Source organism: Goodfellowiella coeruleoviolacea (assembly GCF_024171785.1).
GTDB lineage: Bacteria > Actinomycetota > Actinomycetes > Mycobacteriales > Pseudonocardiaceae > Goodfellowiella > Goodfellowiella coeruleoviolacea.
In genome coordinates this window covers 31,222-42,515 of sequence record NZ_JAMTCK010000031.1, presented here as the reverse complement: position 1 = coordinate 42,515, position 11,294 = coordinate 31,222, and the positions used below count along the sequence as shown (strand labels likewise).

At 73.4% G+C, this 11,294-nt stretch carries 9 protein-coding genes and 1 pseudogene; 3 read left to right on the top strand and 7 right to left on the bottom strand.

Annotated features, from left to right (window positions below; translation table 11 throughout):
* From LX83_RS36810 to pcaH, 6 genes are all read right to left on the bottom strand, one after another.
* A partial coding sequence (locus LX83_RS36810; RefSeq protein ID WP_253780616.1) for a transposase domain-containing protein occupies nt 1–161 on the bottom strand: 161 nt, incomplete at its 3' end.
* 183 nt (nt 162–344) lie between these two features.
* Complete coding sequence (locus LX83_RS36805) at nt 345–1,697, bottom strand: MFS transporter (RefSeq protein WP_253780601.1); 1,353 nt, start codon at nt 1,695–1,697, stop codon at nt 345–347.
* Between the two features lie 107 nt (nt 1,698–1,804).
* Nucleotides 1,805–2,980: a 4-hydroxybenzoate 3-monooxygenase gene (locus LX83_RS36800; RefSeq protein WP_253780599.1), complete on the bottom strand. Its 1,176-nt coding sequence runs from the start codon at nt 2,978–2,980 to the stop codon at nt 1,805–1,807.
* Complete coding sequence (pcaDC, locus tag LX83_RS38930; protein WP_456356017.1) at nt 2,980–4,272, bottom strand: bifunctional 3-oxoadipate enol-lactonase/4-carboxymuconolactone decarboxylase PcaDC; 1,293 nt, start codon at nt 4,270–4,272, stop codon at nt 2,980–2,982. Before pcaDC ends, LX83_RS36800 begins: the two co-directional genes overlap by 1 nt.
* Nucleotides 4,259–4,864: a protocatechuate 3,4-dioxygenase subunit alpha gene (gene pcaG / locus LX83_RS36785; protein WP_253780596.1), complete on the bottom strand. Its 606-nt coding sequence runs from the start codon at nt 4,862–4,864 to the stop codon at nt 4,259–4,261. Before pcaG ends, pcaDC begins: the two co-directional genes overlap by 14 nt.
* Nucleotides 4,861–5,592 carry a protocatechuate 3,4-dioxygenase subunit beta gene (gene pcaH / locus LX83_RS36780; RefSeq protein WP_253780612.1) on the bottom strand — a complete coding sequence of 244 codons (732 nt, stop codon included), beginning with the start codon at nt 5,590–5,592 and terminating at the stop codon, nt 4,861–4,863. Before pcaH ends, pcaG begins: the two co-directional genes overlap by 4 nt.
* 379 nt (nt 5,593–5,971) lie before the next feature.
* On the opposite strand from pcaH, the pseudogene LX83_RS38865 reads away from it, so the two are divergent.
* Both LX83_RS38865 and LX83_RS38860 read left to right on the top strand, forming a co-directional pair.
* A pseudogene (locus tag LX83_RS38865) lies at nt 5,972–6,709 on the top strand (IclR family transcriptional regulator); the annotation flags it as partial.
* Nucleotides 6,710–6,841: 132 nt separating this feature from the next.
* Nucleotides 6,842–7,648, top strand: coding sequence for an IclR family transcriptional regulator domain-containing protein (locus tag LX83_RS38860; protein ID WP_253780610.1), 807 nt, complete (start codon nt 6,842–6,844; stop codon nt 7,646–7,648).
* Nucleotides 7,649–7,748: 100 nt separating this feature from the next.
* On the opposite strand, the gene LX83_RS36765 is transcribed toward LX83_RS38860, so the two are convergent.
* Nucleotides 7,749–9,368, bottom strand: a complete 1,620-nt coding sequence (locus LX83_RS36765; RefSeq protein WP_253780593.1) for an alpha/beta hydrolase — start codon at nt 9,366–9,368, stop codon at nt 7,749–7,751.
* Nucleotides 9,369–9,572: 204 nt separating this feature from the next.
* On the opposite strand from LX83_RS36765, the gene LX83_RS36760 reads away from it, so the two are divergent.
* On the top strand, nt 9,573–11,291 hold the full coding sequence (locus tag LX83_RS36760) for an NAD+ synthase (RefSeq protein WP_253780590.1): 1,719 nt from the start codon (nt 9,573–9,575) through the stop codon (nt 11,289–11,291).
* Nucleotides 11,292–11,294 lie beyond the last annotated feature (3 nt).

Here is an 11,294-nt window from a genome sequence, read left to right as displayed (position 1 = left end):
AAGTACACCATGACCCGGGCGGGCAGCATGCGGACGCGCTGTTGGGTTCGGCGGGTCAGCGACAGTACCTGGTCGACCAGGGCGGGAGTGACGAGCTGGGTGAGTTCACCCAGGTGTCCCGGGGCGAACACCCCGGCGCTGTCCGGTGGGGTGTGGGGCATGACAGACTGGTATGGCAACGGAGTTCCCGAACAGAGTGATCTTGGTCGACACTCGTTCTACAGGAACTCCGTTGTCTGCTTTTCAACCCCCTCAGACGCACCTCGCCCACCACCTCTTGACGCCGGCCACCAACACCTAACTTCCCGGCATTGCTTTGCAAAGTCGACTCGCGAGAGTGGGGGTCAGGTGGCGGGGGCGGGGGTGGGGTCGGTGGTGGCGGGGCGGTGGCCGAGGCGGCGGGCCAGCGGGATCAGCGCGATGGCCACGGCGCCGATCAGGCCGGCGACGGCGAAGGCGGTGAAACCCCAGCTCTGGTTGCCCGCCGACACCAGCAGGCCGCCCAGCCACGGGCCGAACACCGCGCCGAGGCGGCCCACCCCGGCCGCCCAGCCCAGACCGGTGGCGCGCTGCGCCGGCCGGTACACCGTGTCCAGCGCCGCGTAGGCCATCACCTGCGCGCTGAACAGGAACACGCCGGTCAGGCCGACCACCGCGTAGGTGATGGCTAGCGGCAGGTGCGCGCCCATCAGCAGGGCACCGACCCCGGTGACCGCGAACCAGATCGCCGCCACCCGCACCGCGCCGAACCGGGTCGCGGTCCGGCCGGCCACGAACATGCCCACGATGCCACCGGCGTTGATCACCAGCAGGAAGCTCACCGACGAGGTCAGCCCGTAGCCGGAGGCGCGCATCAGCTGCGGCAGCCACGTGCTCACCCCGTAGACCAGCAGCAGCCCGCAGAACGAGGCCAGCCACAGCAGCGGGGTCGACCACCGGAACTCCGGGCGGAACAGCGACAGCACCGCCTGCCACCGGCCGCCGGCCCCCGCCTTGGGCACCTCCCTCGGCACCGGCGGCTCCAGCCCGTGCCGCCGCGCCACCGCGTTCGCCTCGGCCACCCGGCCCTTGGCCAGCAGCACCACCGGTGACTCCGGCAGGTGGCGCAGCACCAGCGGCACGGCCAGGACCAGCGGGATCACGCCGGCCCAGAACACCCAGCGCCACCCGGCCGCCGGCGCCAGGGACAGGCCGAGGCCGGTGGCCAGCATGCCGCCCGCGTGGTAGGAGGTCATCATCACCGCCGAGGCCAGCGCGCGGCGGCGCGGCGCGCTGAACTCCATGACGATCGCCAGGCAGGTGGGCATCAGCCCGCCGAGGCCGAGCCCGGCGACCAGGCGCCCCGCCCCGAACAGGCCGGGGTCCGGTGCGATCGCGCACACCGCCGAGCCCAGCGAGAACACCGCCAGGCAGCACGACACCACCGAGCGGCGGCCCAGCCAGTCGGTGAGCGTGCCCGCGACGAGCGCGCCGAGCAGCATGCCGAACGTGGTCCAGCTGCCGATGGTGCCTGCGGTCGCCGTGGTCAGGCCGAACCCGTGGTCGTCGATCATGTGCGGCATGACCGCGCCGTAGATGTTGACGTCCATGCCGTCGAAGAAGACGGCGAGCCAGCACAGGGCGATGACGACCGCGACCCGGCGGCGCACCGCGGGATCGGCGGTCACCGCCTGCTCGGGGGAATCGCTGGGGGACATGGGGCCGCCTCTCAGGAGTGTGGTGGCCGCGGCGCTGCGGCCGGACAAGGGGCGCCGAATAAATCCACTGTGGATGGTTGGAAGTGCTGGTGGTGCGGGGAAAGCGGCTAGCCGATCGGCAGGCCGGTGTAGTTCTCGGCCAGTTCGGCGGCCGCGGTGGTGGCGCTGGCGATGCGGTCGAGTTGGGCCAGTTGCAACCGGGTGTCGAACTCGCTCTGCTCGGGATCGGTGTGCAGGGTGGTGGTCATGGAGTACGAGAAGTGCTCGGCCCGCCAGACACGGCGCAGGCAGGTGTCCGAGTAGGCGTCGAGCAGGTCGGTGGCACCGGTGGCGTACCGGTGCACCAGGGCGCGGGCCAGCACCACCACGTCGGCGACGGCGAGGTTGAGGCCCTTGGCCCCGGTCGGCGGCACGATGTGCGCGGCGTCGCCGGCCAGGAACACCCGGCCGTACCGCATGGGCTCGGTCACGAAGCTGCGCATCGGCAGCACGGACTTGGCGGTGATCGGGCCGCGCTCCAGCGTCCAGTCACCGTCCACGGCGAAGCGCTGGTCCAGTTCGTCCCAGACGCGCTCGTCCGGCCAGTCCGCGGGGTCCGCGCCGTTGGGCACCTGCAGGTACAGCCGGCTGACCGTGCGGCTGCGCATGCTGTGCAGGGCGAAACCGCGCGGCGAGTGCGCGTAGATCAGCTCGTCGCAGGAGGGCGGCACGTCGGCGAGCACGCCCAGCCAGGAGTACGGGTAGGTCCGCTCGTAGGTGCGCCGCACCGCCTCGGGCACGGCCGCGCGCGCCACCCCGTGGAAGCCGTCGCAGCCGACCACGTAGTCGCAGGTCAGCGTGTGCTCACGGCCCTGGTGGGTGAAGTGGACGACGGGCTGGTCGGTGTCCGCGCCGCTGATCCCGCTCACCCGTGCCTCGAACAGCAGTGGGGCGTTGTCGGCCAGGCGCAGCGCGATCAGGTCCTTGACCACCTCGGTCTGCGCGTAGACCATCACGGTGCGCCCGCCGGTCAGGGCCGGGAAGTCGACGCGGTGCGCGCGGCGGTCGAAGCGCAGTTCGATGCCCTCGTGGACCAGGCCCTCCCGGTCCATCCGCGCGCCGGCACCGCACTCGCGCAGCACCTCGACCGTGCCCTGTTCCAGGATGCCGGCCCGCTGGCGTCCCTCCACATAGGACCGGTCGCGGCTTTCCAGCACCACGCAGTCGATGCCGGCGTTGTGCAGCAGTCGGGCGAGCAGCAGTCCGGCGGGTCCGCCGCCGACAATGCCCACGGTGGTGCGCATCAGTTCCTCCCGACCGAGTCGTCGGTGTCCGAGCCGTCACCGGCCCCATCGCCGAGCGGCTGTCCGCTGCTGATTTGTCCATTGTGGATCGCTCCGGCCTCGCGCAGCACCCGGTCGGCCACGGCGAACGCGGCGTTGGCCGCGGGCACCCCGCAGTACACCGCGGTCTGCAGCAGGACCTCCTGGATCTCCTCGGCGGTGAGGCCGTTGCGCAGCGCGGCCCGCACGTGCATGGCCAGCTCGTCCAGGTGGCCGCGGGCGACCAGCGCGGTCAGCGTGACGCAGCTGCGGGTGTGCCGGCTCAACCCCGGCCGGGTCCAGATCTCGCCCCAGGCGTAGCGGGTGATGAAGTCCTGGAACGGCGCGGTGAACGCGTTGGCGCGGGCGATCGCCCGGTCCACGTGGTCGTCGCCGAGCACGGCCCGGCGCACGTCCGTGCCGGCCGCGCGCCGCGCGTCGTCACCAGCGGGTGGTGGCGGCGGTGCTACCGACTCCACAGTGGACAGGTGGTCGAGCAGCGCGGACAGCACCGGTTCGGGGCGTTCGACCGGGGCGAGGTGCGCGGCACCGGCGAGTTCGACCAGGCTGGCGCCGGGGATGCCGTCGACCAGTTCCCGGCCGTGCGCCGGCGGGGTGGCCGGGTCGTCGCGGCCGGCGATCACCAGGGTGGGCGCGCTGATCCTGGGCAGGTCCGCGCGCAGGTCGTAGCCGGCGAGCGCGTCGCAGCAGGCCGCGTAGCCGGCCGGGTCGGCGGCGCGCAGGTCGGCCAGGCGCGCGCGGGCGGCCGGTGTCCCGGCGAAGCCCGGGGTGAACCAGCGGGTGGGTGTGGCCGCCAGCAGCGCGTCGGTGCCCTGGCCGCGCACCAGTTCGGCTCGTTCGTGCCAGGCCGCGGGCGCACCGAACCGGGCCGACGAGCAGACCATGACCAGCGCGCTGATCCGGTCGGGGTGGTGCACGGCCAGCCAGGCGCCGACCGCGCCGCCCAGCGAGATGCCGGCGTGGGCGAAGCGGTCGATGCCCAGTGCGTCGGCCAGGTCGAGCACCAGCCGGCCCAGGTCGGCCACGGTGGTGGCGCCGGGCCCGCCGGGCAGCACGTCGGCCGGGGTGGCGCCGTGGCCGGGCAGGTCCCAGCGCACCACCCGGTGGTGCCGGGCCAGCGCCGGCACCTGGGCCTGCCACACCGCCAGTGACGTGCCCAGGGACGGTCCGAGCAGCAGCGGGGCCGCGCCGTCCGGGCCGTCGACCCGGTGGTGGAGCAGCCGCCGGGCCCCGCCCTGTTCAGCGAAACTCAAGGAACACGGTCTCCTCGTGCGGGCCGCCCTCGGCGGCTTGGAGGCGGATGTCGAACCGGTACACGCCGGGTCGCTCGGGCTGGGCGACGAGGGTGGCCCTGCGGGCCGGCGGCAGCTGGGCGAGCAGCGGGTCAGCCGCGTTGGCCTCGGCGTGTTCGGGCAGGTAGACGCGGGTGTACAGGTGGTGCAGCAGGCCGCGGGCGAACACGCACACGGCCAGGTGCGGTGCGGCGTCCGGCCGGCTGGCCGGCGGCACCGGTGGCAGGGTGCGCAGCACGTAGCCGCCGTCGGCGTCGGTGGCGACCCGGGCGAAGCCGGTGAAGTCCACGCCGGTGCGGCCGAGCACCGCGCCGGTCACCGGGTCGCGGCGCAGCGAGCCGGGCGCGCCGGTGAGGCTGCCGTCCGGGCCGGCCTGCCAGAACTCCAGCAGCGCGTCCGGGATGGGCGCGCCAGCCCCGTCGTAGACGGTGCCGCGCACGGTGATGGCGTCCGGGTGGCCGACCGGGGCCAGCTCGCCGCCGCCGGGAAACGGCAGGGCGTAGCCGTAGAACGGGCCGACCGTCTGCGACGGGGTGGGCGCCAGTTCGGTCATCGGCCCTCCTCGATCCAGGTGGCGCTGGGGCCGTCGAGCACGATGTCCCAGGTGTAGCCGAGCGACCACTCGGGGCTGGACAGGTCGTGCTGGTAGTCGGCGATCAGCCGCTGGCGGGCCCGGTCGTCCGGGATGGAGTTGAAGATCGGGTCGTGGCGGAACAGCGGGTCGTTCGGGAAGTACATCTGGGTGACCAGCCGCTGGGTGAACGCGGTGCCGAACAGGGAGAAGTGGATGTGCGCCGGACGCCACGCGTTGAGGTGGTTGCGCCACGGGTAGGCGCCGGGCTTGATCGTGGTGAAGTGGTAGCGGCCCTCGTCGTCGGTGAGGCAGCGGCCCACGCCGGTGAAGTTGGGGTCCAGCGGCGCCGGGTGCTGGTCGCGCTGGTGGGCGTACCGGCCCGAGGCGTTGGCCTGCCAGATCTCCACGAGCTGGCCGCGCACGGGCCGGCCGTCGCGGTCGAGCACCCGCCCGGACACGGTGATCCGCTCGCCAAGCGGCTCGCCAAGGTGCTGCCGGGTGAGGTCGGCGTCCAGCGCGGTCACGTCGGTGACGCCGAAGACCGGGCCGTGCAGCTCGACCGCGTCCGGGTCACCGCCCACCGCGACCAGCGGCTGCCTGGGGTGGCGCAGCAGGCTGCTGCGGTAGGGGGCGTAGTCGCGGGGCGGGTGGTGCAGCACGGCTCCGGCGCTGATCCGCTGCTGGGCGGCGGCGTGCAGCTCGGCCATCTCCCGGTCGATGTCGGCCTGGGTGAGCGGGGCGGGTGCGGTGACCGGCGACGGCACGGCCGCGCTGGGCTGGGCGGACGGCGGTCGAGCGGCTGCCGGCTGGACCGGGGTCTGGAACGACGCGGATCGGTCAGCGTGCTGACCGAGAGCCTCAGATGACGCAGCTCGGTCAGCGTGCTGACCGAGAGCCTGGAACGACGAGGTCATGGGGTCTCCCACGGGTGCTGCGCACGGCGGTGTGCTCACAAACCGAGCTGTGTTCGCCTGGTGAACTTTCGTTCATAATGTGGCAACAGAGTGTGGACCCGGCCGGCGGGAGTGTCAACGGTCACGTGGTTACCGTTAGCGCCTGACCAGCCAGAACCCCGTGGAGTCACGCATGCCGCACACCGCCCCCGCCGCCGCCCAGGACGAGGCGGTGGGCCCGCTGGTGCGCGGGCTGGCCGTGCTGCGCGCGCTGGTCGGCGCCGGCGGCCAGGCCAGCCCGGGCGAGTTGGTGCGCGGCACCGGCCTGGCCCGCTCCACCGTGGACCGGGTGCTGAGCACCCTGGCGCGCGTCGGCTACCTGCGGCTGACCGGGCGGGACGCGGAACTCACGCCCCGGCTGATGGAACTGGGCAACGCCTACCTGGCGGCCTGTCGGCTGCCGGACACCCTCGGCCCGCTGGCCGAGCGCCTCGGCGCGGACCTGGACGAGTCGGTGTCGCTGGCCGTGCCGGACGGCACCGGCGCCCGGTTCGTCTACCAGTCGCCGCGGCGCCGCACCATGTCCCTGGTCTTCCACATCGGCGACCTGCTGCCGGCCGACCGGGGCGCGCCGGGTGCGCTGTTCGCGGTGCACTGGGGTGAGGCCGACTGGCGGCGCTGGCGCGAGCGGGCCGACGACGAGTCCGGCTACGCCGTGCCGCCCGCCCCCGAGCACACCCGGTTCGCCGAGCGCGTGGCCCAGGCCCGCCAGGCCGGTGTGGCCGTGGACGACCAGGTGGTCGAGCCCGGACTGCTCGCCGTGGCCGTGCCAGTGCGCGACCCGGCCGGACGGGTGGTGAGCGCGTTGAGCGCGGTCAGCCACACCAGCCGGCACGACGCGGCCTCGCTGGTCAGCACGGCGTTACCGGGTCTGCGGCAGACCGTGGCGGCCATGGAGCCGGCGCTGGCCGCCGCACTGGCCGAGCCCGCCGCGCCGGCACCCGCCCAGCCGACGGGGGCGGCCGCCGCCAGCCAGCCGCCCGAAGTGGCTGCCGCCACCTGGCTGCGCGCGTCCAAGCAGGAGTTGGGGCCGGAGTTCGTCGAGTCGCTGGGTCGGGGGCTGGCCGTGCTCACCGCGTTCGACGAGCACCGCCCGGCGCTGTCGCTGTCCGCCGTGGCCGAGGCGACCGGCCTGGCCAGGGCCACCGCGCGGCGCGCCCTGCTCACCTTGGCGCAGCTGGGTTACGTGACCCAGCACGGCCGGCTGTTCCGGCCCACGCCCCGGGTGTTGGACCTGGGCTTCGCCCGGCTGTCCACGCTCACCCTGGCCCAGATCGCCCAGCCGCACCTGGCCGAACTGGTGGCGCGGGTGCACGACTCGGCGTCCATGGCGGTGCTGGCCGGCGACGACATCCGGTACGTGGCCCGGGTGCACACCGTGCGGATCATGAGCGTGTCCATCACCCTGGGCACCCGGTTCCCCGCGTACGCCACCGCGCTGGGCCGGGTGCTGCTGGCCGGCCTGCCCGAGGCCGAGCGGGCGCGGCGGCTGGCCGCGCTGCGTCCACAGCCGCTGACCAGGCACACGGTCACCGACACCGCGCGGTTGGCGGAGATCCTGGCCGAGGTGGACCGCGCCGGCTACGCCCTGGTCGACCAGGAGCTGGAGGACGGGCTGCGGTCGATCGCCGTGCCCGTGCGCGACCGCGCCGGCCGGGTGGTGGCCGCGATCAACGTGTCCCTGCACGCCGCCCGCCAGTCCGCCGAGGCGTCCAGGGCCGACCTGCTGCCGGCGCTGCGCCGCACCGCCGAGCGCGTCACCGCCGACCTGGCCGTGGCCAGCCGATTCGCCCGGATCAACCCGGCGTGAGCCGCGGCCGCGACGCGGGCGAGAGCCGCAATGGGCACCGCGTAGCCGGCGGATCGGCCGCGCCCGCGCGGACGAGAGCCGCAACAGACACTGATCACGCTCAGGAGGCTGTGCAGCGGGTGCCCTCGGCCGGCAGCTGCAGGTCGATCAGGTACTTGGTGCCGGCGTCGTCCACGCACTTGTTGCCCATCAGGAACGCGGTGTGCTGGGTGCCCTCGTAGGTGAGCATGCCGCCGTTCAACGCCTTGGCCAGGTCAACGCCGGCCTGGTACGGGGTGGCCGGGTCACCGGTGGTGGACACCACCAGCACGGGCGGCAGCCCCTGCACCGACGGCTGGTGCGGCTGGCTGGTGTTGGGCACCGGCCAGAACGCGCACGCGTCCAGCACCGCGGCCGGCTGCTGGCCGTCGTCGAGGAACGGGGCGGCCTGCTGGTAGCGGCGGGCCGCCTCCAGCAGCACGTTCCGGTCGGTCAGCCGCGGGTCGTCCACGCAGCGCACCGCGTTGAACGCGTCCATGATCGACGAGTAGTGCCCGTCCAGGCCGCGCCCGTAGTAGCTGTCGGCGAGCAGCAGCAGGGTGTTGCCGGTGCCCTCGCGCAGCTCGCCCAGGCCGGTGTTCAGGTACTGCCACAGCTCCTGCGCGTACATGGCCTGGATCGCGGCGGTGCTGGCGTCGGAGTAGGACAGCTGGCGGTTGCCCACCCGCACCGGGTTGTCGATCAGCGGGCGGGTCAGGTCCTGGAACGCCTTGGTGGCGCCGGCCGGGTCGTGGCCGAGCGCGCACTCCTCCTGCTTGGCGCACCACGCGGAGAAGTCCTCGAACGCCTTCTGGAACCCGGCGCCCTGGGCGACCAGCTCGTCCACCGGGTTCTGCAGCGGGTCCACGGCCCCGTCCAGCACCAACGCGCGCACGTTGTTCGGGAACGCCTCGGCGTAGGCGGTGCCGATCCGGGTGCCGTAGGAGAAGCCCGCGTAGGTCAGCTTCTCGTCGCCCAGGGCCGAGCGCAGCACGTCCATGTCCCTGGCCACGTCCCGGGTGCCCACGTTGGCCAGCACGTCGGTGCCGGTCCGCTCGGCGCACTTGGCCGCGTAGTCCTTGTTCTCCTGCTCGGTCTGGGCCACCCCCTCGGGTGAGGTGTCCACGTCGTTGTCCTGCCGGTCGGCGTCGCGCTCGGCGTCGGTCAGGCAGTTGACCGCCGGCTGGCTGGCGCCGATCCCGCGCGGGTCGAACCCGACCAGGTCGAACCGCTTGCCCAGGTCGTTCTTGCGGACCTGGTCGGTCCAGCCGGCGGCGGCCTGCATGCCGGAGCCGCCCGGCCCACCCGGGTTGACGATGAGCGAGCCGATCCGCTGCGCCGGGTCGGTGGCCTTGGCGCGCAGCAGGCCGATGGTGGCGGTCCTGCCGTCGGGGTTGGCGTAGTCCAGCGGCACGGTCAGCCGGGCGCAGTCGAACTTCTTGTCCCGGTCGCCCTTGGCGAAGGTCGCCTTGGCGTCGTTGGTGGTGCCGTACGGCTCGCACGCGCCCCAGCTCAGCGCCTGCCCGTAGAACCGCTCCAGACCGGGGGGCACGGACCCGGCCGGGCCGCGCTGTTCCTGGGTGACGGCGGGCGTGGCCGTGCCGGGCTGGGTGGCGGTGCAGGCGGTGGTGATCCCCACCAGCCCGACGCAGGCGGCGGCGACCAGGCGGACCAGCGCGGGGCGCGAACGAAACGGGTGCACCCCCCGATGGTGCCATCAGCGGCCGACATCTCGGTCAGGCCGCACCCCGCTCACCCGTCCGCACGCGCGCCCCACCAGGCACAGCCACCCCGAGTGCACCAGCTACCTGCCGTTCCGGCCGGCCGTGCGACGGACCTGGCCATTCGTGTGGCTCATCCGTCACACAGATCCCACGGCTCCCGCGTCCTGGGAGAAGATGTAGGCATGCCGCAACTGCGCCTAGCCCTGGCCCAGGTCAACGCGAGAGTCGGTGACCTGGCAGGCAACGCTGACCTGATCGTGGAGTGGGCAGGCCGGGCCGCGCGCTCCGACGCCCATCTCGTGGTCTTCCCGGAGATGGTGCTCACCGGCTACCCCGTGGAGGACCTGGCCCTGCGGGTGTCCTTCGCCAAGGCGTCCAGGCAGGCCCTGCAGGACCTGGCCACCCGGCTGGTCGAGGCGGGCGCCGGCGAGGTCGCCGCCTTCGTCGGCTACCTGGACATCGACGAGGACGGCCCGCGCAACGCCGCGGCCGTGCTCTACCGCGGCGAGGTGGTGGCCACCCAGTACAAGCACCACCTGCCCAACTACGGGGTGTTCGACGAGCGCCGCTACTTCAAGCCGGGGCGGACCCTGGACGTGGTGCGCCTGCACGGCGTGGACATCGGCATGGTGATCTGCGAGGACCTGTGGCAGGACGGCGGACCGGTCGCCGCGCTCGGCCAGCTCGGCGTGGACCTGGTCGTCTCCCCCAACGCCTCGCCCTACGAGCGCAACAAGGACGACGTGCGGCTGCCGCTGGTGGCCGGCCGGGCCAGGGAGGCGGGCGCGCCACTGGCCTACGTCAACCTGGTCGGCGGCCAGGACGAGCTGGTCTTCGACGGTGACTCCATGCTGGTCGGCGCGGACGGCACGCTGCTCACCCGGGCCGCCCAGTTCGTGGAGCAGCTGCTCGTGGTCGACCTGGACCTGCCTGGCACGGCCGAGCCGAGCCAGGCCACCGCCGCCGACCACTTCACCGTGCGCCGCGTGGTGCTCTCCGAGGCGCCGCTGCCCGCCTACGAGCCGCAGCCGGTGCCGCCGCCGGCCGAGCCGCTGTCCGACGAGGCCGAGGTGTGGACCGCGCTGGTGCTGGGCCTGCGCGACTACGTGCGCAAGAACGGGTTCCGCTCGGTGGTGCTCGGCCTGTCCGGTGGAATCGACTCGGCCGTGGTGGCCGCGCTTGCCGTGGACGCGCTGGGCGCGGACGCCGTGCACGGGGTGTCCATGCCGTCCAGCTACTCCTCGGAGCACTCCCGCTCGGACGCGGCCGACTCGGCCAGCCGCACCGGCCTGCACTACCAGGTGCAGCCGATCGCCGACATGGTTGAGGTGTTCGTCAACCAGCTCGGGCTGACCGGTCTCGCCGAGGAGAACGTGCAGGCGCGCTGCCGCGGCGTGATCCTCATGGGACTGTCCAACCAGTACGGACACCTGGTGTTGACCACCGGCAACAAGACCGAGTTGGCGGTGGGTTACTCCACCATCTACGGCGACTCGGTCGGCGGCTACGCGCCGATCAAGGACGTGCCCAAGACCCTGGTGTGGGCGCTGGCGCGGTGGCGCAACGCCGAGGCGGAGAAGCGCGGCGAGGTGCCGCCGATCCCGGAGAACTCGATCACCAAGCCGCCGTCGGCGGAGCTGCGGCCGGGCCAGCTGGACACCGACTCGCTGCCCGACTACGAGCTGCTGGACGTGGTGGTGGACAACTACGTCGAGGGCGACAAGGGCTACCACGACCTGCTGGCCGCCGGTTTCGACCGCGAACTGGTGGAGCGGGTGCTGCGCATGATCGACCTGGCCGAGTACAAGCGGCGGCAGTACCCGCCGGGCACCAAGATCACCTTCAAGGCGTTCGGCCGGGACCGCCGGCTGCCCATCACCAACGCCTGGCGCGAGGGCTGACCT